The following is a 21,067-nucleotide window of genomic DNA, read 5'->3' as shown; positions in this document are numbered from 1 at the left end:
TTAATCAAACGGTGGCGGAGCCAGCACCTCGCGGTTACCGTTATGCCCCTGCTCGCTCACAATGCCCTGCGCTTCCATCTGCTCGATGATGCGCGCAGCGCGGTTATAGCCGATGCGGAACTGACGCTGTACGCCAGAGATAGACGCTTTACGTTTTTCGGTAACGAAATTCACCGCCTGATCGAATAACGGATCCAGCTCTTCACCGCCGTCAAAGCCACCGCCGCCGCCTTCGCTTTCCGTATCGCTGGTGATGCCATCAACGTATTGCGGACGACCGCGCGCTTTCCAGTCCTGCACGACCGCGTGCACTTCCTGGTCGCGCACGAACGCGCCGTGAACACGCACCGGAGAGGTGGAGTTCGGTCCAGAATAGAGCATGTCACCCATTCCCAGCAGCGACTCTGCGCCGCCCTGGTCAAGAATGGTACGGGAGTCAATTTTACTTGATACGGTGAAGGCGATACGCGTCGGAATGTTCGCTTTAATCAGACCGGTGATAACGTCCACGGAAGGACGCTGGGTCGCCAGCACAAGGTGAATACCGGCCGCACGCGCTTTCTGCGCCAGACGGGCAATCAGCTCTTCCACTTTCTTACCGACGGTCATCATCAGGTCAGCGAATTCGTCGACCAGCACCACGATAAAAGGCAGTTTTTCTAGCACCGGATGCTGGGCATCCATGCTGTCACCCGGCTTCCAGTACGGATCCGGAATCGGACGGCCCATGCGCGCCGCTTCGGCGATTTTCTCGTTATAGCCGGCCAGGTTACGCACGCCCAGCGCAGACATCAGCTTATAGCGGCGTTCCATCTCATTCACGCTCCAGCGCAGAGCGTTGGCGGCGTCCTTCATGTCGGTGACCACTTCAGTCAGCAGATGTGGAATACCTTCATAGACCGACAGTTCGAGCATTTTCGGGTCGATCATGATGAAACGCACATCTTCCGGCTGCGCTTTATAGAGCATGCTGAGGATCATGGCGTTCACACCGACGGACTTGCCGGAACCGGTGGTACCCGCGACCAGCAGGTGAGGCATTTTTGCGAGGTCTGCCACCACCGGATCGCCAGCGATATCTTTACCCAGCACCACGGTCAGTGGAGATGGGTTATCACGGAACTTGGTGTTATCCAGCACTTCACGCAGGTAGACGGTCTGACGTTTCTTGTTCGGCAACTCAAGACCAACGTACGGTTTGCCCGGTATCACTTCCACCACGCGCACCGCCACGGTTGACAGAGAACGCGCCAGGTCGCGGGACAGGTTGGAAATACGCGCGGCTTTTACGCCCGGCGCCAGGTTCAGTTCAAAACGGGTGATCACCGGACCCGGCGAGTAATTCACGACGTCCGCCTTGATACGGAAGTCAGCCAGACGGGCTTCAACCAGACGGGCCATCTGCTCCAGCGCAAACGTATCAACCGGCTCGACTTCAGCTGGCGGCGGCGTCAGCAGGTCCAGCGACGGCAGCGGCGTGCTTGGACGCTGCAGCGGACGGCTGTCACCGTTACGCATCAGCAGCGGGTGAATCAGGCTCTCCTGCGGCTGTGGCGCAGGCTGCTGGAACTGCTGTTGCTGCGGCTGCTGTGGTTGCACATACGGCTGCTGAACAGGTTGCTGTGCGTAGGTCGATGGTGTCTGCTGGCGCACAGGCTCAGCTTCCGGCATCACGCTCGGGGTAAATAAAGGCTCGCTTGGGCCATCATCCACCAGATCTTTCATCGGCGAGAATTCGAAGTCCGACAGCGAGAACGGATTTGCCCCTGCCGGCTGTTCACCGGAGTAACGCTGCTGCTGCGTTGCCGCAAACTGGCGCGCTAATTCGGCTTCTGCCGCATCATCGTCGTCTTCCAGCGCAGGTTCGTCGTGCTGATAGTCTTGACCGTAGCGCTGATTTTGCTGCGCAGCGAACTGGCGGGCCAGCTCGTCCTGCTGCATTTCATCAGCCTCATCGTCGTACTCAGACTCGCGCGCTTTTTCTTCAGCCATGCGCTGGGAAGGCAGCTTGATGCCATAAGAAGCAAGCTCGCGGCGGGTTGGCACGCGGACGCGGTTAGGACGAGGCAGTTGCGGACCAATCCCCTCTTTCACCTGAGGACGCGGTGCGCCCCCTGTTGCCAGGCTAAAGACCGGTGCCGCCGCTGCTGCGGCCGCAGTAGCCTGCTTAACGCCTTCCGTTACGGGTGCTACAGCAGGCGTCGGGTCGACCGGCGGAACGGAAACAGAAGGCGCCTTCGTAACCGGCTCCTGTACCGGTTCAGGCACAGGCTGATACCAGGCGGCCAGCTGTTCGCGTTCACGCGCACGGCGCTCTTCGACTTCTTCGAAATAGTACAGCGGTGGACGCGCAGGCTTCACCTCTTCCACGATTTCAGGCTCAGGTTCAGGCTGCGGTGCAACGTAAGGCTGCACAGGTTCAACGGGTTCAGGCACGTACTCCTGATAAGGCTGGGACACTGGCTGCTGATATTGCTGCGGTGCATACTCAGGCTGCGGCGGCTGATGATAAGGCTGCTGCCACTGTTCCTGCTGCACGGGGATGTAGCTTTCAGGTTCAGGCGCAATAACGGGCTCCGGCGTGTGAACACCCGGCGCAGTCTGCCAGTCAACCTGAGGTTGCTGAATAACGGATTCCGGCGGCGGGACCGGCGCGGATGGCATCACGGCGTCGACAGGCGCGGCATACGCCTGCGCAGCGGTCGTCGCGGCGGCGGCAGCCGCAACCGGCTCGGTAACCGAGTGGCCGTTCAACAGTGGATCGTATTCGTCGAAGTCACCCGGCGTGGCACGGCTACCGGAAAAAAGCACATCATCAGGATCGACGGCGGTACCTGCTGCACGATACTCAACCTGCTCGTCTTCATCCATGCGTTTACCGGAGAAGAGCGCCGCATCGGTTTTACGGCCCAGCGGGTTGGCAAATTTCTCAGCAACACGCTGGCGACGCGCCAGCGCACCGCGCAGAATTCGGGCACGACGAGACTCGCGACGCTGCACAGGCGCGTCGTCTTCCTCTTCATCTTCGTATTCGTCTTCATCCACCCACGTATCGTCACGACGGGTACGGTTACTGGCGAAGGTCAGAATGGTGAGGATAAAGCTGCCAATTTTCTCGGCAATGCTCACCCAGGACCAGCCGGTAAACAGCGTCAGCCCGGCGGCCCAGATGCACAGCAGCGCCAGCGTGCCGCCGCTGCTGTGCAGCATCGGCTGAAGTGCGGAACTTAATAAGCTGCCGATTACCCCGCCAGAGGCGAAGTACCAGATATCATCCGCATTGATCGCTGCCAGCCCGCAGGAGGTAAGGATCAGCGCCAGCGCGCCAATCAGGCGCAGCGAGACGGCGAAATAGTCGATGTAATCATCGTTCTGACGATGACGCCACGCAAACCAGCATCCGCCAATGATAATGACGGGAAGGGTGTAGGCCATCACACCGAAAATGAAAAACAGCGTGTCCGCAAGCCAGGCACCGGGGACACCGCCTAAATTATGGATAGGCTCATGCCATGCAGTTTGTGACCAGCTGGGATCAGAGGGGTTGAAACTGAGTAAGGCTGCCATCAGCCAGACGGCAAAAAGGGCAATAACAATCAGCAAAGCCTCGAGGAGACGACGTCCGCTGCTTAGCTTCGATAGTGTGACTTCTTTGTCTTCAGTGTATTCCTGGCTCAAGAAAGGCTCTCCAGGTATCAGGCATATCCTGCCTGTTTGCTAAAACGGACAACAGCGCCGGGACTCCCCGGCACTGTTGCTGTATGGATTAACAGGAGTGTAATCAAACTACGCTGATTTTGCACCTGTTCCGTGTTAGCGCGTCTTAATAACCAGACGATTGCTCTGTTTGACCTCTTCCATTACCACATAAGTACGGGTGTCGTTCACGCCCGGCAGACGCAACAGGGTTTCCCCCAGCAGCTTACGGTAGGCGGACATATCAGGCACACGGGTTTTCAACAGGTAGTCGAAATCACCGGACACCAGATGACACTCTTGAATTTCTTCAAGTTTTTGTACAGCGGCGTTAAATTGCTCAAACACATCCGGCGCACCACGATTCAGAGTAATCTCAACAAATACCAGAAGTGAGGCATCCAGATAATGCGGGTTCAGCAGAGCCGTATAGCCCTGAATAAAACCCTGTCTTTCCAGTCGGCGCACACGCTCAAGGCACGGCGTCGGGGAAAGTCCCACACGTTTTGAAAGCTCGACGTTGGAAATACGCCCATCCTTTTGCAATTCATTCAGAATGTTACGATCGATACGGTCGAGATCTTTGCCAGGGCGCTTCTTGCTATCTACCATTATTATTGTCTCTCTGTATTCCTTCCCTACTCCTGCCTGGACCCTGTGCACATCACTGTTCAGAGCCTGTACCCGTTAGTCATCACATCGCCTGGTTTTGTATTAGACGCGATGCGGATTCGGGTTCTGTTGGTAAGAAGACCGTTGCCCGAAGGCTGTCACCGACATCACGTATGGCGTCTGTCCACGCCATGCGTAGATTTCACTGACCCGGTAAAAATGGCATTTACGTGCATGCCTATGCGGCATACGGTTAACGCGGTTTTTTTTCTTCCTTGAATGTTTTCGCAAAAGCGCAGGGGATTGTCAAAGCAAAACATCGTTTTTTAGTACAACATGCCGGATATTCATTACGACAGGGTATTAATCCTCATTTTATTGCCTTATAAACGACCGGTTTTCTTAAGAAAGCGTGATGTTATCGCGCGCGATTCATCGTCCACGGCTATTACACAGATTGATATCAAAATTGCTGCGCTCTTTTTTTACGGCAACAAATTCCCTACAATCCAGCCAAATGTCTGCCAACAACAATGGGGATCTCATGGGCACGGCCAAACACAGTAAGCTGCTAATCCTTGGTTCTGGACCTGCGGGATATACCGCGGCGGTCTATGCTGCACGCGCTAACCTGCACCCGGTACTCATCACCGGCATGGAAAAAGGCGGTCAGCTGACCACCACCACCGAAGTGGAAAACTGGCCAGGGGACCCGAACGACCTGACCGGGCCGCTGCTGATGGAGCGCATGCACGAGCATGCTGCTAAATTCGAAACCGAAATTCTGTTCGATCACATCAACAAGGTCGACCTGCAGAACCGTCCGTTCCGCCTGACGGGTGACAGCGGTGAATACACTTGTGACGCGCTGATCATCGCTACCGGCGCCTCTGCCCGTTATCTCGGTCTGCCATCCGAAGAAGCGTTTAAAGGCCGCGGGGTTTCTGCCTGCGCAACCTGCGACGGTTTCTTCTATCGCAACCAGAAAGTCGCGGTTATCGGCGGCGGTAACACCGCGGTGGAAGAAGCGCTTTATCTGGCCAACATTGCCTCTGAAGTGCACCTGATCCACCGTCGCGAGACCTTCCGCGCGGAGAAGATCCTGATCAAACGCCTGATGGACAAAGTGGCAAGCGGCAACATCGTGCTGCACACCAACCGCACCCTGGAAGAGGTGACGGGCGACCAGATGGGCGTTGCCGGTCTGCGTATCCGTGATACCCAGAACACCGATAACGTCGAAACGCTGGAAGTGGCGGGTCTGTTCGTGGCTATCGGCCACAGCCCGAACACCGCAATCTTCGAAGGCCAGCTGGAGCTGGAAAACGGCTACATCAAAGTGCAGTCCGGCATTCACGGTAATGCGACTCAAACCAGCATCCCGGGCGTATTCGCGGCCGGCGACGTGATGGACCATATTTACCGTCAGGCGATCACCTCTGCGGGCACCGGCTGTATGGCCGCGCTGGATGCTGAACGCTACCTCGATGGACTGGCTGAACAAGGTAAATAATCTTTACAAGTCAGTAACAAACGTAAATAAAGGCGGCGATAAGTCGCCTTTATTGTCTCCCCGTTGTAACATTGCGCTGCCCAACTTCTAATAACGTCACCTGCAAAGTACGCAATGGAAAAAACCCGTCAACAAGAGTTAACACGCTGGCTGAAACAGCAAAGCGTTCTTTCCCGCCGCTGGCTTACGATTTCCCGTATTTTGGGTTTCATCAGCGGTCTGTTGATTGTTGCCCAGGCATGGCTGCTGGCCCGCATTCTTAATCACATGATCATGGAGAACATTCCCCGCGAAGCGCTCCTGCTGCCCTTTATTGTCCTGATCCTGATTTTTATCCTGCGCGCCTGGGTGGTGTGGCTGCGTGAGCGCGTCGGTTTTCACGCCGGACAGCACATCCGCTACGAGATCCGCCGTCAGGTGCTCGACAGGCTTCAGGAAGCCGGGCCCGCGTGGATCCAGGGTAAACCGGCCGGTAGCTGGGCGACGCTGATCCTTGAGCAGATTGACGATATGCATGACTACTACGCGCGCTATCTGCCGCAGATGGCCCTTGCCGTCTTCGTTCCGCTGCTGATCGTGATCGCCATTTTCCCGGTGAACTGGATGGCAGCGCTGATTCTGATGGGCACCGCCCCGCTGATCCCGCTTTTTATGGCGCTGGTCGGGATGGGGGCAGCGGATGCCAACCGCAGAAACTTCCTGGCTCTGGGTCGACTGAGCGGTCATTTCCTCGATCGCCTTCGCGGCATGGAGACGTTGCGCATTTTTGGCCGCGGTGAAGCGGAAACCGAAAATATTCGCCTGGCGTCGCAGGACTTTCGTCAGCGCACCATGGAAGTGTTACGCCTCGCCTTCCTGTCCTCCGGCGTACTGGAATTCTTCACCTCGCTGTCGATTGCCCTCGTGGCGGTCTACTTCGGCTTCTCCTACCTCGGCGCGCTGGATTTCGGCCATTACGGCACGGCGGTGACCCTTTCCGCCGGGTTCCTGGCGCTGATCCTGGCGCCGGAGTTTTTCCAGCCGCTTCGCGATCTGGGGACCTTCTATCACGCCAAAGCCCAGGCGGTTGGCGCCGCCGATAGCCTGAAAACGTTCCTGGAAACGCCGCTGGCCCACCCGGAGCGCGGTGATGTAACGCTGAATGCTAAAGACTCCGTGACCATTGAAGCGCAGGACTTTTCCATTCTGTCGCCCGAAGGCAAAGTGCTCGCCGGTCCGCTGAACTTTACCTTACCTGCCGGACAACGCGTGGTGCTTGTCGGCATCAGCGGTTCCGGGAAAAGTTCTCTGCTGAACGCGTTGTCCGGTTTTATGGCCTACACGGGTTCACTGCGGATCAACAAAACCGAACTGCGTAACCTCGATCCTGACGCCTGGCGTAAACAGCTCAGCTGGGTAGGCCAAAACCCGCAGCTTCCCGCCGCGACGCTGCGCGAAAACGTGCTTCTGGCGCGCCCGGACGCGCGTGAAGATGAGCTGCAATCGGTTCTCGACCGCGCCTGGGTCAGCGAATTTCTGCCGCTGCTGCCGCAAGGGGTGGATACCATAGTCGGCGACCAGTCCGCCGGGCTGTCTGTCGGGCAGGCGCAGCGTGTGGCCGTTGCCCGCGCGCTGCTCAACCCATGCCAGCTCATGCTGCTGGACGAGCCCGCAGCCAGCCTTGACGCACACAGCGAGCAGCGCGTAATGGAAGCGCTTAACGCCGCCTCGCTGCAGCAAACCACCCTAATGGTCACCCACCAGCTGGAAGGGATTGCCGACTGGGACCAGATCTGGGTCATGGAAAACGGCCGTATTGTTGAGCAAGGCGACTACGCCTCTCTCGTTGCCGCCCAGGGGCCATTTGCGACCCTGCTGGCGAACCGTCAGGAGGATATCTGATGCGCGCTCTGCTGCCTTATCTTGCGCTCTATAAACGCCACAAATGGATGCTGACGCTGGGGATTGTGCTGGCGATTGTCACGCTACTCGCCAGCATCGGCCTGCTCACGCTTTCCGGCTGGTTCCTGTCGGCCTCGGCCGTCGCGGGGTTCGCCGGATTATACAGCTTCAACTATATGCTTCCGGCTGCCGGGGTTCGCGGTACCGCCATCACCCGTACTGCCGGACGCTATTTCGAACGGCTGGTCAGCCACGACGCCACTTTCCGCGTGCTGCAGCACCTGCGTATCTATACCTTCAGCAAACTGCTGCCCCTCTCCCCTGCCGGGCTAGCGCGTTTTCGTCAGGGTGAATTACTTAACCGTGTTGTTGCGGATGTCGACACGTTGGATCACCTTTACCTGCGGGTGATTTCCCCTATCGTGGGCGCGTTTGTGGTGATTGTGGTGGTCACGCTGGGGCTGTCTGTTCTGGATGTTCCCGTTGCGCTGACGCTGGGCGGGATCATGCTGCTGACGCTTATCGTTCTGCCGCCGCTGTTTTACCGCGCCGGGAAATCCACCGGGGAAAACCTGACGCGCCTGCGCGGGGACTACCGCCAGCAGCTGACCGCCTGGCTTCAGGGGCAGGCAGAGCTGACCATTTTTGGTGCCAGCAAGCGCTACCGCGCGCGGATGGAAAGTACGGAGCTGAACTGGCATGAGGCCCAGCGCCGTCAGTCGGAGCTGACGGCCTTCTCTCAGGCGCTGATGATGCTGATCGGCGGCGTGGCGGTGATTGCCATGCTGTGGCTGGCTTCCGGCGATATTGGGGGAAACACGCAGCCGGGTCCGCTTATTGCCCTTTTCGTTTTCTGTGCGCTGGCCGCGTTTGAAGCGCTGGCTCCGGTGACGGGCGCCTTCCAGCATCTGGGACAGGTCATCGCCTCTGCCCTGCGCATCACCCAGATTGCCGAGCAGGAGCCTGAAGTCACGTTCAGTGCCGGGCAGACCGCTGTCCCTGAGCAGGTTGCGCTGACGCTTGAAGATGTCACCTTCAGCTATGACAAACAGGCGCAGAACGCGCTGGACGGTATCACCCTTTCTGTGAATGCCGGCCAGCGGATTGCGATCCTCGGCCGTACCGGCTGCGGTAAATCGACGCTGCTGCAGCTGCTGACCCGCGCCTGGGATCCGCAGCGCGGTCAGATTCGTTTTAATAATACGTTGCTGACCGATTTCAGCGAGCAGGCCCTGCGCAAAACCGTCAGCGTCGTTCCGCAGCGGGTGCATCTGTTTAGCGCCACCCTGCGCGATAACCTGCTGCTGGCTGCGCCAGAGGCCTCTGATGATGCGCTTCGCGCCGTGCTGGAACAGGTCGGTCTGCATAAGGTGCTTGAGGGCGATGGACTGAACAGCTGGCTCGGTGAAGGCGGTCGTCAGCTTTCCGGCGGAGAGCTGCGCCGTCTGGCGATTGCGCGCGCGCTGCTGCACGATGCGCCGCTGATGCTGCTTGACGAACCCACCGAAGGGCTGGATGCCACGACCGAGAGCCAAATCCTTGATTTGCTGGCCAATGTCATGACCGGTAAAACCGTCCTGATGGTCACGCACCGCCTGCGCGGACTGGCGAGTTTTGATCGGATAATTGTGATGGACAACGGACACATTATTGAGCAAGGTAGTCACGCAGAGCTGTTGGCGAAACAGGGTCGCTACTTCCAGTTTAAACAGCGTCTGTAGACTATATTTGTAGCGTCCTCACTCGCGTACTGGAGTTTTGCTGTCATGCGCCTGGTCCAGCTTTCTCGTCATAACATCGCGTTCCCTTCTCCAGAAGGGGCGCTGCGTGAACCCAATGGGCTGCTGGCCCTTGGTGGTGACCTCAGCCCTGCGCGGCTGTTGATGGCGTACCAGCGCGGCATCTTCCCCTGGTTTTCTCCCGGCGACCCGATTTTATGGTGGTCTCCCGATCCGCGTGCCGTGCTGTGGCCAGAGCAGTTTCACCTGAGCCGCAGCATGAAGCGTTTCCATGCAAAATCACCGTACCGCGTCACCCTGAACCACGCCTTTGGTCAGGTCATTGAAGGCTGTGCCGAAGACCGGTTTGAGGGAACATGGATAACCCGCGATATCATTACCGCCTACCACCAGCTTCACGAGCTTGGCTACGCGCACTCCATTGAGGTGTGGGACGGCGGAGCACTCGTCGGCGGCATGTATGGCGTGGCGCAGGGGACGCTGTTTTGCGGTGAGTCGATGTTCTCCCGCGCGGTTAACGCCTCGAAAACAGCGCTGCTGGTCTTCTGCCAGGCATTTGCCCAGCGCGGCGGACGCCTGATCGATTGCCAGGTGCTCAATGAGCACACGGCTTCCCTCGGCGCCGTTGAGATACCGCGACGCCAGTACATCGAGCATCTGGATGCCAGCCGTCAGGAAAAGCTCCCGCGCGACTTCTGGATACCGAGAACGCTCTTTATGCCCAATGCCTAAATGTTTTCCGCATATTTTTTGTGAGGGTGTTATAATTACGCCGCAGAGTAGCTTCTGCCTGTTGCCCCGCCGCCGTTTGGGACCTTCGCTTCAGATAACGTCCTGACGTTTATCCTGTTGTATCCCCTTTACGAATGCGCTTTCCGTTCGGTTGTACCGTGACGCTTGGGCAATGCGCCGAAACTGTTTTGCTGCGTTTCAAACGCGCAATTCTTTACTTAATTGATGAATTTCGGCATTATCTTGCCGGTTCAAAACTTGGTAGTGATACCCCAGAGGATTAGATGGCCAAAGAAGACAATATTGAAATGCAGGGTACCGTACTTGATACGTTGCCTAATACCATGTTTCGCGTAGAGCTGGAAAACGGTCACGTGGTAACTGCGCACATCTCCGGTAAAATGCGCAAAAACTACATCCGCATTTTGACGGGCGACAAAGTGACTGTTGAACTGACCCCGTACGACCTGAGCAAAGGCCGCATTGTCTTCCGTAGTCGCTAATTGTTTTCGCCTGTAATGGCAGATGAATATTTAAAAGGTCGGGTTAATCCCGGCCTTTTTTATTTGTGGCGTTAGAGTTGCTGCGTCGGAAGAAGTATTGTCATCCATGGTTGTACAGGAGCGATTAAATCCCCCGCCATAGAATGAGCCATGTCATGGAGTAATCCCGTCAGGTGCGGCAACATATCGCGGTCAAAATGCGATACCAGAAGTACGTGGTTTAACGCCCGACAGTAGTCACACTTTGTTTCTGTATCTTCCAGCAGCCATTCCTTTTGTTGCGGTGGTTCCGATTCGTCCTCAAATTCCACTATCTGAAAATCACGCATGGATTCTGTGAGGCCGGATTTTACCTCTTCCAGATAAGACCCGTGGCAACGACATATGGGCTGCGTTTGTGGGAGTGATTTGCAATCCAGCAGGATTTCGGTGAGCAGGTTGCAGCGCTCGGCCAGGGTGGGGAGATCGGGGTTGAGGGAGAGTTCGCTGTAAAGTTGGGCGAAATTATTAATATCAGTCATATGTGATCCTTTATGCACGTAAGATTGTTTGTGCACACTTTTAGGACGCCAATCCCGGCACCTGATTTTGCAGGTGCGCCGCCATTTTATTACTGTGGATTTATCCAGCAACTGACTTCGAAAGAAACTGGAAAGCGCCTCGCAAAATTCCTCTGCGGTCTGTTGCCCTCTCCCCAACCCTCTCCCACAGGGAGAGGGAGAAAAGCAGACATAAAAAACCGGGCTATTGCCCGGTTTTTAAGACCTAAGTAAGATATCAATGAGCCGCTTCCGGCTTGTGCTTCGCTGCACTCTGGAAATCGTACGTCAGTTCGTTCTTCGCCTGGTCCAGCGCCACGGTCACCTGGCCGCCGTCCACCAGCGAGCCAAACAGCAGCTCGTTCGCCAGCGGTTTCTTCAGGTTGTCCTGAATCACGCGCGCCATCGGACGGGCCCCCATCGCACGGTCGTAGCCTTTCTCGGCCAGCCAGTTGCGGGCCTCCTGGCTCACTTCCAGCGACACGCCTTTCTGATCCAGCTGAACCTGCAGCTCGACGATGAACTTGTCCACGACCTGATGGATCACCTCGGTAGACAGGTGATCGAACCAGATGATGTTGTCCAGACGGTTACGGAACTCCGGCGTGAAGATCTTCTTGATCTCCTCCATCGCATCGGTGCTGTTATCCTGGTGGATCAGGCCGATAGATTTACGCTCGGTTTCACGCACCCCGGCGTTGGTGGTCATTACCAGCACCACGTTGCGGAAGTCCGCCTTGCGCCCGTTGTTGTCGGTCAGCGTCCCGTTGTCCATCACCTGAAGCAGGATGTTGAACACGTCCGGGTGCGCTTTCTCGATTTCATCGAGCAGCAGTACCGCGTGCGGATGCTTGATCACCGCGTCGGTGAGCAGGCCGCCCTGGTCAAAGCCCACGTAGCCCGGAGGCGCACCGATCAAACGGCTGACGGTGTGACGCTCCATATACTCGGACATATCAAAGCGCAGCAGCTCGATGCCCAGCGCTTTGGAGAGCTGAACCGTCACCTCGGTTTTCCCCACGCCGGTCGGGCCAGCGAACAGGAAGGAACCGACAGGCTTGTGCTCATGCCCCAGCCCGGCACGGGCCATCTTGATCGCTTCGGTTAAGGCCTCAATGGCTTTATCCTGACCAAAGACCAGCATTTTCAGGCGATTGCCGAGGGTGCGCAGCGTGTCGCGGTCGCTCTGAGACACGCTTTTCTCAGGGATACGCGCGATGCGGGCCACCACGGACTCAATATCCGCCACGTTAACGGTTTTCTTACGCTTGCTGGCTGGCATCAGGCGCGCACGCGCCCCTGCCTCATCAATCACGTCAATCGCCTTATCCGGCAGATGACGATCGTTGATGTATTTCACCGCCAGCTCCACCGCCGCACGCACCGCTTTCGCGGTGTAACGCACGTCGTGGTGCGCTTCGTACTTCGGTTTCAGGCCGTTGATGATCTGTACCGTTTCCTCGACGGACGGTTCGGTCACGTCGATTTTCTGGAAGCGGCGCGCCAGCGCACGGTCTTTCTCAAAGATGTTGCTGAACTCCTGGTAGGTGGTGGAGCCAATCACGCGGATCTTGCCGCTGGAGAGCAGCGGTTTGATCAGGTTAGCCGCATCCACCTGGCCGCCGGAGGCCGCACCCGCGCCGATGATGGTGTGGATCTCATCGATAAACAGGATGCTGTTGGTGTCCTGCTCCAGCTGTTTTAACAGTGCCTTGAAGCGTTTTTCAAAATCACCGCGGTATTTCGTGCCCGCCAGCAGCGAGCCGATATCCAGCGAGTAGATGGTGCAGTCGGCAATCACTTCCGGCACGTCGCCCTGCACAATGCGCCAGGCAAGCCCTTCGGCAATCGCGGTTTTACCCACGCCAGATTCCCCCACCAGCAGCGGGTTGTTCTTGCGGCGACGGCACAGCACCTGGATCGCGCGCTCCAGCTCTTTATCGCGACCAATCAGCGGGTCGATACCGCCAACGCGAGCAAGCTGATTAAGGTTGGTGGTGAAGTTTTCCATACGATCCTCCCCGCCTGCTTGCTCTTCATTGTTATTGACCTGATTGCTGGAATCCGATGCCTGGTTAGGCTCGTCTTTGCGCGTTCCGTGAGAGATAAAGTTAACCACATCGAGGCGGCTGACTTCGTGTTTGCGCAGCAGATAGGCAGCCTGTGACTCCTGCTCGCTGAAGATGGCGACTAAGACGTTTGCGCCAGTCACTTCGCTACGTCCGGAAGACTGGACGTGGAATACCGCGCGCTGCAGCACGCGCTGGAAGCTGAGCGTCGGCTGCGTGTCGCGCTCCTCTTCACTGGCTGGCAGCACCGGTGTGGTTTGTTCGATGAAGGCTTCGAGTTCCTGACGTAGCGCCACCAGATCCACGGAGCAGGCTTCCAGCGCTTCGCGGGCAGATGGGTTGCTAAGCAGTGCGAGCAGTAAATGCTCGACGGTCATAAACTCATGTCGGTGCTCACGCGCTCTGGCGAAAGCCATGTTTAAACTGAGTTCCAGTTCTTGATTGAGCATAGGCACCTCCCCCAATTTTATGCCTTATCAGGCCTTTTCCAGCGTACACAGCAACGGATGCTCGTTCTCCCTCGCATAGTCGTTCACCATCGCCACTTTGGTTTCCGCCACTTCGGCAGTGAAGATGCCGCAGATAGCTTTGCCACGATAATGAACGGTAAGCATCAGTTGCGTTGCACGTTCTACATCATAAGAAAAGAACTTTTGTAGCACGTCAATAACAAATTCCATCGGCGTGTAATCATCGTTCATTAACATAACTTTATACATAGATGGCGGTTTTAGCGCGTCACGCACTTTGTCTTCCGCCAGCTGGTCAAAATCCAGCCAGTCGTTGGTCTTACCCATTTTGCATAACCACTTTGAATCTACCTCAGATGTTAGATAACAATCATCTATTACTGTCATCCGCGATGTCTGTCACAAACTGTTGCAATAGCGTTAACTGCTTCAAACTTTGGTTGATTATTGTCCCATCTCCAGCGCCAAACGCTTGACGACGTCTTTCGTTTCTCTAAATTGTACAAGCGTGAGATGGCGAGGTTTTGAACAGCCCCCACTCCACCACCGGTTCATTCCATCTTAACTTATAAGATTTACGAAGGATGTCGAAGCATGGAAATGGGTACTGTTAAGTGGTTCAACAACGCCAAAGGGTTTGGCTTCATCTGCCCCGAAGGCGGCGGCGAGGATATCTTCGCTCACTATTCCACCATTCAGATGGATGGTTACAGAACGCTCAAAGCCGGGCAGTCCGTCCGGTTCGATGTCCACCAGGGACCAAAAGGCAATCATGCAAGCCTTATCGTCCCCATTGAAGCAGAGACGGTTGCATAGCTCTCTGTTTTATTGTGTACATCCCGCAGTCAAAATGCCAGCCCGATCGGCTGGCATTTTTATTTTCGGGTTATTCCCGAGCCAGCGCATCCACCGGATCCAGCCGCGCCGCGTTGCGGGCGGGCAACCAGCCAAACAAAATGCCGGTAAAGGTTGAACACAAGAATGCGGTAATAATGGCCACCGGCGAGAAGCCAATCTCCCAGCCGGGTAAAAAGAGCTGGAGCGCGAAGGCGATCATCATCGAGAGCGCAATCCCCATCGCACCGCCGACCAGACACACCAGCACGGCTTCAATCAAAAACTGCTGCAGCACGTCGCTGGCTCTGGCCCCGACCGCCATGCGGATGCCAATCTCCCGGGTTCGCTCGGTTACCGACACCAGCATGATGTTCATCACCCCGATACCGCCGACGACCAGCGAAATCACCGCCACCAGCGTGAGGAACAGCTGAAGAGTACGTGTGGTCTTTTCCGCCGTTTTCAAGAGGCCGTCCATATTCCAAGTGAAGAAATCCTTCTTCCCGTGGCGCAGGGTGAGCAGCCGCTCAAGCTGCTGCTCGGCCAGCGCGCTGTCGTAGCCCTCCTTCACGCGCACGGTGATGGAGTTGAGCCAGGACTGCCCCATAATCCGCCCGGAGATGGTGGTATACGGCAGCCAGACGCGCAGGATCTTGCTGCTGCCAAACATCGACTGCTTCTCTTCCGCCACGCCGATGACCGTGGCAGGCATGTTGCCGACCAGGATCACTTCGCCCACCACGTTGGCTTTATTGGGGAAGAGCTGTCTGCGCGAGTTCGCGTCCAGCACCACCACCTGCGCCCTGCCCGCCAGCTGTTCGGCGTTAAAGGTGGCCCCTTCGCTGAAGGTCATACCGTAGACGTTGAAATAATCCCCGCTGACGCCGTTCGCGCTGGCCGCCACGTCAACATTGCCCACGCGCAGGCGCAGGTTTTGCGACACCGCAGGCGTGGCGGAGTTGACCCACGGCTGCTTCTGAATGGCCGCCAGATCGTCGTATTTCAGCGCCTGCTGATACTGAGGCTCGTCGTCACCAAAGTCTTTGCCGGGATAGACGTCAATGGTATTGGTGCCAATAGCGCGGATATCGGCCAGCACCAGCTGCTTGGCCGCGTCGCCCACCACCACAATCGACACCACCGAGGCAATACCGATGATGATGCCGAGCATGGTCAGCAGGGTACGCATTTTATTGGCCGCCATTGCCAGCCAGGCCATGGTCAGTGCCTCACGAAAGCCGCTGGAAAATTGTCCCCAGCCGGTTGATGCCGGAAGCACTTCTTTCGGCGCCGCAGCTCTGGACTCACGCGGCGGCGGGTTGCTGACCAGCTCGCCGTCGTGGATCTCAATGATCCGTTCCGCCTGCGCCGCCACCTGCGGATCGTGGGTCACGATGATGACGGTGTGCCCCTGATCGCGTAGCTGGTGCAGGATCGCCATCACCTCTTCGCCGGAATGGCTGTCGAGGGCCCCGGTTGGTTCATCCGCGAGGATCACCTGCCCGCCGTTCATCAGGGCGCGGGCAATACTCACGCGCTGCTGCTGGCCGCCGGACAGCTGTGAAGGCTGGTACTCCACCCGCTCCGCCAGCCCCAGACGCGTCAGCAGCATCTGCGCGCGTTCGAGCCGTTTTTTCCGCTCGACGCCCGCATAGACCGCCGGAACTTCCACGTTCTGCGCGGCATTGAGGTGAGAAAGCAGATGGTAACGCTGGAAGATAAAGCCGAAGTGCTCCCGGCGCAGCTTCGCCAGCGCGTCGCCATCCAGCGTGGAGATATCCGTTCCGGCCACGCGATAGGTCCCGCTGGTCGGCTTATCCAGGCAGCCGAGAATGTTCATCAGCGTCGATTTACCGGAGCCCGATGCCCCGACAATCGCCACCATCTCGCCCGCCTCCACGCGCAGGGAGATGCCTTTTAGCACCTCCACCGGGCCATCACCCGACGGATAGCTGCGGCGAATGTCTTTCAGCTCAAGCAATGCCGTCATTTCGCGGCTCCGGGCAGGCTTTCGCTGATGACAACCTCCTCACCCTCTTCCAGCCCTTTCACCACCACCACGTCGGTGTCGTTGCGCGCGCCAATCACCACTTCGCGCTCGCGCGTTTCGCCGTTGCGCAGCACTTTCACTTTATAGCGGCTATCACCGGCGGACTCACCCAGCGCGGAGAGGGGAATGGTCAGCACGTTCTTCACGCCGGTCAGCTGGATATGCACCTGCGCGGTCATGTCGAGACGCAGCACGCCCTGCGGGTTCGGCACTTCAAAACGGGCATAGTAGAAGATGGCGTCGTTAACCTTTTCCGGCGTCGGGAGAATGTCTTTCAGCACGCCTTCGTAGCGCGTCTGCGGATCGCCCAGCACCGTAAACCAGGCATTCTGCCCCGGTCTGAGATGGATAACGTCCGCCTCCGAGACCTGGGCTTTGACCAGCATGGTGCTCATGTCCGCCAGCGTCAGAATGTTGGGCGCCTGCTGCGCGGCAATCACCGTCTGCCCCTGCAGCGTGGTAATTTGCGTCACTTCCCCGGCCATCGGCGCAACGATTTTGGTGTAGTCGAGGTTGGTTTTCGCCGTATCCAGCGAGGCCTGGTTGCGTTTGATTTGCGCGTCAATCGTGCCAATCTGCGCCTGCTTCACCGCCAGTTCCGTGGTGGCCGTATCTAAATCCTGCTTCGAGATCGCCTGGGTTTTGGCCAGCGCCTGCTGACGGGTCAGCGTCACCTGGGCCAGGTTACGCTCTGCCTGCGCCTGCGCACGCTGCGCGCGCAGCTCCATCAGCGTGGCTTCCACCTCGCGGATCTGGTTCTCGGCCTGTTCAGGATCGATCACGCCGAGCAGCTGGCCTTTTTTTACCTTATCGCCAATCTCAACCGACAGCGTTTTCAGCTGACCGCTGACCTGCGCGCCGACGTCAACCTTGCGCAGGGCATCAAGCTTGCCCGTCGCGAGGACGTTTTGTTGCAGTTCGCCCGGACGAACAATCAGCGTCTGATACTGCGGCACCGGCGCATTCAGCACCTGCCATAGCCAGTACCCACCGGCTAACACCACGACCGCCAGCAGCAGAAACAGCGTTCTGCGTTTTCCCTTGAGGTTCATAAATATTCCAAATAAATGTTCTGGCAATGATAAATGCTGATTCTATCTAAACGACTCCTCAACGAAACCCCTGTTCTCCGAAATCGTCACAATTTGTTTACGAGACGTTGAACGTTCGCCTGCTGAAATGGAGATCTTCATCAAGAAGCAGGATCTAACATGTCTTCCATCGTCGATACACCTTTTTCAAACCTGCCACAGCCTGCATCGGGTTGGCAGCTCTTCAGTCATCTGGCTTCCGGTAAGCTCACGCCAGGGCTGGCGTGGCAAAACCCCGCCTATCGACGTAAATTCATGCTACGTTCGCTGGCGACGCCTGTAAGTACCGCTCGCCTGTTGACGAGCCTTGCAAAACAGCCGAGCCTGATGCAAATGCTGCAGGTGCAGCCAGGACTGCCGTGCCGTCTGCATCGCCCCTGGCTGACGGTGAATATGGATCGCCAGCAGGCCCTTGAGTCCCTTACCTGGCACTATCAAACGATGAGCCGCCATATGCCGGCATCGCTGCTCTCGGGCTATCTGTCGAAAAAGGGCTTCACGCTGCTCACCTTAACCGGTAAAGATGAAGAGCAATTTACCGTCCGCCTGTGCGCCGATGCGTTTCTGGATAAAGAAGGGGAAGCCACCCTCGCCTTCTGCGACCATCAGAATACGGTGCTGGCCGAGATGACCTTCACCCTGTGCCAGTTTGAGGGAAAATCGACGCTGTTTATCGGCGGCCTGCAGGGCGCAAAAGCCCACGTTCCCCATGAGCTGATCCAGGGTGCGACGAAGGCCTGCCATGGTCTGTTCCCGAAACGTCTGCTGGTCGAAGCCGCCATGACTCTCGGCACCGCCTTCCCGGTAGAACAGATTGTCGCCGTCAGTAACGATACCCATATTTATCGCAGCTGGCGCTACCGCAAGAAAAAAGAGGGGAAACTGTTGGCCGATTACGACAGTTTCTGGATCTCCATCGGCGGCGAAAAGCAGGATAGCGGCAACTTCATGCTGCCACTCGTCATGCCGCGTAAACCGATGGAAGAGATCGCGAGCAAAAAACGCTCCGAATATCGCCGCCGCTACGCGCTGCTGGACAGCCTGATTCAGCAGGTGAACCAGGCGACTCAACGTTAATCCGCTCTCCCGCGTGCCAGCCACAGCACGCGGGAGAACATCTTCCGCAGCAGGGTCGGCACCGCCTCCACGCCCCGCCTCCCCGCTTCCGTCGCCACTTCAATGGCTAAATCCGGTTTCGAAGAACGATGAATAGCTTTGGCGATCACGCGCCGCATGTTCATCGGGACATCGACCGGCACCATGGCAATTCGGTGGAATACGTCGTCGAACCCCTGACGATACATAAAGTGTTCCATGTCCATCGCGGGCAGCATGGTTAAATGGTCGCGCTCTTCCTCGCGCTCGTTATTCAGCAGGCTGCGTACGGTCGAGGCATATTTTTTGCCCGCCTCATCACCGTCGACCAGAACGTGCCACTCGATCCCCATCCGGCGGGCAAATTTTATCAGCGGCTTGAGTCCCGACTGGGCAAATTCAATCACCTTGATGCCTTCCGCATCAAAATGGTGGCCGCACTGGCGCGCCAGTTCGTTGATGACCCAGGTTTCCGTCTCTCCTTCCACCAGCAGCCAGCAGCGGGCAAAGAGCGACGACGCGCGGTTAAAGCGAATATGAAACGCGATGCGCCGCCCGTCTTCCGCGTTCAATCCACCCGGACCTAACCGGTAGGCGGAGACGCGGGAAGATTCACGCACCAGACGACAGACGTGCTCGACCGGCGTCAGCGATAATAATTCACCGGAATTGGTGGTCGTAACGCGCTGGAGCGGCAGCAGATTCAGCAGATGCCATGCCACGGAGAGCATGATGGGATGAAGGCGCGTTTCCGGGTCTTCCACCAGCAGCAGCGGCCTGGCGTCCCGGTCAAGACGAACGGTGCCTTTGGCCTGCAGAAGCGTTGAAAACAGACCCAGCAAAATCACCCGATGGGTACGACCGCCGGGCCGGTCGATCATCCGGTTAATGATATCGAGGTAGCGCCAGCTGCGCTGTTCGTCATGAGAGCGGCGGCGCATCAGGCGATGGCGCGACTCCGACGTTCCCTGCTCGGAAAAATAGTGCTCCAGCAGCTGTACCATTGCGGACAACCCCTGACGAATTTGACCGTCGGTCAGATTCTGCGGACGCGACACCAGCTCTCTCGCCAGAAAATCCAGCTCGCGGGCGGTGACTTCCACTTCCGGCATATTCGGTACGGTACCGTTACGGATGCGCCGCATAAAACGCGCGTCGCGCAAGCGTAACACCGGCGTCAGGCGGATCAGGTGGCGGGCAAGATCGTCGATATTGTCCAGCGGGATCGGGCTGGCCTTCTCATCAAGAAAATCACGCAGGGTCAACACGCCCTCGTTTTCCGCCATCTCCCCTTCCAGCCGGTAGAATATCCGGTGGAAACCGTCATCGCAGGGCACCCAGCAGGGTGACAGCGGGCGGAAGCGACGCACGCGATGACGTCCGGGCTCGGACTCGCGGAACGTCAGGATGATATGCAGGTGCTTCTCGCGCCCCGTCACGTCGCCGGGCGGGAACCAGAAATCGTCGCGAACGAAGTGATACAGATCGTCTTCGGGCGAAAGCAGTAACGTCAGCGCATCCAGCAGGCTGGACTTACCCCAGGCGTTCTCGCCGATCAGGACATTGTTCTGTTCCAGCTGCAGCGACAGGCGGTTAATACCGCGAAACCCGACAATTTCCACACGTTCGAGAAGCATAAATCCCCCGCGCAATGTTCACTTTTTCCTTTAAGTTATCAGCAGTATAGCGGGAGGCGCCCTGTCACGACAGCACAACATTCACCCTGACGAGAATTGGTCTATGCTCTATTTACCGCTGATTTGAACAAGGATTGACATCACATTGCCTTAAATCAAATTAATCGAATTTATTTAAGTGGCGAAGGGGTGTTATTGGTTTCTAAAATACGGACTCTTTGAGTCGTCATCCCTTTATGGCGATATATCCCGCGCGCGGGAAAGCGTGCGGAAAATTATTTGAGGTGGTTATGTTTAGAAAATTGGCAGCAGAATGCTTTGGTACATTCTGGCTGGTATTTGGTGGCTGCGGTAGCGCCGTCCTGGCAGCAGCATTCCCGGAATTAGGTATCGGTTTTGTCGGCGTCGCGCTGGCATTTGGTTTAACCGTATTAACCATGGCCTTTGCCGTGGGGCATATTTCCGGCGGTCATTTTAACCCGGCAGTGACATTAGGGAAGGTGCGAACAAGTTCCTGATATGAGATCATCATATTCATCCGGAGCGCATCCCAGAGGGACATCATGAGCCATCAACTCACCTTCGCCGATAGTGAATTCAGCA

The 21,067-nt window shown here is 57.2% G+C and carries 15 protein-coding genes and 1 pseudogene; 8 read left to right on the top strand and 8 right to left on the bottom strand.

Features of this window, described 5'->3' with window-relative positions:
• Together FHC52_RS03035 and lrp are read right to left on the bottom strand one after the other, a co-directional pair.
• A complete protein-coding gene (locus FHC52_RS03035) occupies positions 1-3,678 on the bottom strand; it encodes a DNA translocase FtsK 4TM domain-containing protein (RefSeq protein ID WP_220419906.1) in 3,678 nt (1,225 codons plus the stop codon).
• Positions 3,679-3,813: 135 nt separating this feature from the next.
• Positions 3,814-4,308, bottom strand: a complete 495-nt coding sequence (gene lrp / locus FHC52_RS03030; protein WP_000228469.1) for a leucine-responsive transcriptional regulator Lrp — start codon at positions 4,306-4,308, stop codon at positions 3,814-3,816.
• 544 nt (positions 4,309-4,852) lie between these two features.
• Between lrp and trxB the strand changes: the two genes are divergently transcribed.
• The 5 genes from trxB to infA all read left to right on the top strand — a co-directional run bounded on the left by trxB (position 4,853) and on the right by infA (position 10,676).
• Positions 4,853-5,821: a thioredoxin-disulfide reductase gene (trxB, locus tag FHC52_RS03025; protein ID WP_021240886.1), complete on the top strand. Its 969-nt coding sequence runs from the start codon at positions 4,853-4,855 to the stop codon at positions 5,819-5,821.
• Between the two features lie 114 nt (positions 5,822-5,935).
• Positions 5,936-7,702 carry a heme ABC transporter permease/ATP-binding protein CydD gene (locus FHC52_RS03020; protein ID WP_220419905.1) on the top strand — a complete coding sequence of 589 codons (1,767 nt, stop codon included), beginning with the start codon at positions 5,936-5,938 and terminating at the stop codon, positions 7,700-7,702.
• Positions 7,702-9,423: a heme ABC transporter ATP-binding protein/permease CydC gene (locus FHC52_RS03015; protein ID WP_220419904.1), complete on the top strand. Its 1,722-nt coding sequence runs from the start codon at positions 7,702-7,704 to the stop codon at positions 9,421-9,423. The genes FHC52_RS03020 and FHC52_RS03015 overlap by 1 nt, the downstream gene beginning before the upstream one ends.
• 45 nt (positions 9,424-9,468) lie before the next feature.
• A complete protein-coding gene (gene aat, locus FHC52_RS03010) occupies positions 9,469-10,173 on the top strand; it encodes a leucyl/phenylalanyl-tRNA--protein transferase (protein ID WP_008499991.1) in 705 nt (234 codons plus the stop codon).
• 284 nt (positions 10,174-10,457) lie between these two features.
• Positions 10,458-10,676 (top strand): translation initiation factor IF-1, encoded by a 219-nt coding sequence (gene infA / locus FHC52_RS03005; protein ID WP_002211347.1) that lies wholly within the window; start codon positions 10,458-10,460, stop codon positions 10,674-10,676.
• A gap of 71 nt (positions 10,677-10,747) precedes the next feature.
• On the opposite strand, the gene FHC52_RS03000 is transcribed toward infA, so the two are convergent.
• From FHC52_RS03000 to clpS, 3 genes are all read right to left on the bottom strand, one after another.
• Positions 10,748-11,197, bottom strand: a complete 450-nt coding sequence (locus FHC52_RS03000) for a hypothetical protein (RefSeq protein WP_220419903.1) — start codon at positions 11,195-11,197, stop codon at positions 10,748-10,750.
• Positions 11,198-11,453: 256 nt separating this feature from the next.
• Entirely contained in the window at positions 11,454-13,733 is a 2,280-nt protein-coding gene (clpA, locus tag FHC52_RS02995) for an ATP-dependent Clp protease ATP-binding subunit ClpA (protein WP_014831269.1), read from the bottom strand.
• A 27-nt stretch (positions 13,734-13,760) separates the two neighbouring features.
• The gene (clpS, locus tag FHC52_RS02990; protein ID WP_006174393.1) at positions 13,761-14,081 is read right to left on the bottom strand and encodes an ATP-dependent Clp protease adapter ClpS; all 321 of its coding nucleotides are present in this window, start codon (positions 14,079-14,081) and stop codon (positions 13,761-13,763) included.
• Positions 14,082-14,348: 267 nt separating this feature from the next.
• Between clpS and cspD the strand changes: the two genes are divergently transcribed.
• Entirely contained in the window at positions 14,349-14,570 is a 222-nt protein-coding gene (gene cspD / locus FHC52_RS02985; protein WP_008499993.1) for a cold shock-like protein CspD, read from the top strand.
• A gap of 70 nt (positions 14,571-14,640) precedes the next feature.
• Here the strand turns inward: cspD and macB are convergent, their stop codons facing one another.
• Complete coding sequence (gene macB, locus FHC52_RS02980; protein ID WP_045908399.1) at positions 14,641-16,581, bottom strand: macrolide ABC transporter ATP-binding protein/permease MacB; 1,941 nt, start codon at positions 16,579-16,581, stop codon at positions 14,641-14,643.
• The gene (macA, locus tag FHC52_RS02975; RefSeq protein WP_023327007.1) at positions 16,578-17,693 is read right to left on the bottom strand and encodes a macrolide transporter subunit MacA; all 1,116 of its coding nucleotides are present in this window, start codon (positions 17,691-17,693) and stop codon (positions 16,578-16,580) included. The genes macB and macA overlap by 4 nt, the downstream gene beginning before the upstream one ends.
• Positions 17,694-17,852: 159 nt before the next feature.
• Between macA and FHC52_RS02970 the strand changes: the two genes are divergently transcribed.
• Entirely contained in the window at positions 17,853-18,809 is a 957-nt protein-coding gene (locus FHC52_RS02970) for a VirK/YbjX family protein (RefSeq protein WP_047748723.1), read from the top strand.
• Here FHC52_RS02970 and FHC52_RS02965 read toward each other — a convergent pair.
• Entirely contained in the window at positions 18,806-20,464 is a 1,659-nt protein-coding gene (locus FHC52_RS02965) for an ATP-dependent endonuclease (RefSeq protein WP_008499997.1), read from the bottom strand. The genes FHC52_RS02970 and FHC52_RS02965 overlap by 4 nt on opposite strands.
• A gap of 290 nt (positions 20,465-20,754) precedes the next feature.
• On the opposite strand from FHC52_RS02965, the pseudogene FHC52_RS02960 reads away from it, so the two are divergent.
• A pseudogene (locus tag FHC52_RS02960) lies at positions 20,755-20,961 on the top strand (aquaporin); the annotation flags it as partial.
• Between the last annotated feature and the right edge of the window lie 106 nt (positions 20,962-21,067).

Source organism: Enterobacter sp. EC_64 (genome assembly GCF_019584165.1).
Classification (GTDB): domain Bacteria; phylum Pseudomonadota; class Gammaproteobacteria; order Enterobacterales; family Enterobacteriaceae; genus Enterobacter; species Enterobacter roggenkampii.
The sequence above is the reverse complement of the archived record's forward strand: the minus strand, read 5'-3'. Positions and strand labels throughout refer to the sequence as shown.

Bases quoted from the DNA above. Each gene is read 5' to 3' on its own strand.
- FHC52_RS02970 (WP_047748723.1), top strand. From the start codon at position 17,853: ATGTCTTCCATCGTCGATACACCTTTTTCAAACCTGCCACAGCCTGCA.
- FHC52_RS02965 (WP_008499997.1), bottom strand. From the start codon at position 20,464: ATGCTTCTCGAACGTGTGGAAATTGTCGGGTTTCGCGGTATTAACCGC.
- clpS (WP_006174393.1), bottom strand. From the start codon at position 14,081: ATGGGTAAGACCAACGACTGGCTGGATTTTGACCAGCTGGCGGAAGAC.
- clpA (WP_014831269.1), bottom strand. From the start codon at position 13,733: ATGCTCAATCAAGAACTGGAACTCAGTTTAAACATGGCTTTCGCCAGA.
- aat (WP_008499991.1), top strand. From the start codon at position 9,469: ATGCGCCTGGTCCAGCTTTCTCGTCATAACATCGCGTTCCCTTCTCCA.
- FHC52_RS03020 (WP_220419905.1), top strand. From the start codon at position 5,936: ATGGAAAAAACCCGTCAACAAGAGTTAACACGCTGGCTGAAACAGCAA.
- lrp (WP_000228469.1), bottom strand. From the start codon at position 4,308: ATGGTAGATAGCAAGAAGCGCCCTGGCAAAGATCTCGACCGTATCGAT.
- cspD (WP_008499993.1), top strand. From the start codon at position 14,349: ATGGAAATGGGTACTGTTAAGTGGTTCAACAACGCCAAAGGGTTTGGC.
- infA (WP_002211347.1), top strand. From the start codon at position 10,458: ATGGCCAAAGAAGACAATATTGAAATGCAGGGTACCGTACTTGATACG.
- FHC52_RS03015 (WP_220419904.1), top strand. From the start codon at position 7,702: ATGCGCGCTCTGCTGCCTTATCTTGCGCTCTATAAACGCCACAAATGG.
- trxB (WP_021240886.1), top strand. From the start codon at position 4,853: ATGGGCACGGCCAAACACAGTAAGCTGCTAATCCTTGGTTCTGGACCT.
- macB (WP_045908399.1), bottom strand. From the start codon at position 16,581: ATGACGGCATTGCTTGAGCTGAAAGACATTCGCCGCAGCTATCCGTCG.
- FHC52_RS03000 (WP_220419903.1), bottom strand. From the start codon at position 11,197: ATGACTGATATTAATAATTTCGCCCAACTTTACAGCGAACTCTCCCTC.
- macA (WP_023327007.1), bottom strand. From the start codon at position 17,693: ATGAACCTCAAGGGAAAACGCAGAACGCTGTTTCTGCTGCTGGCGGTC.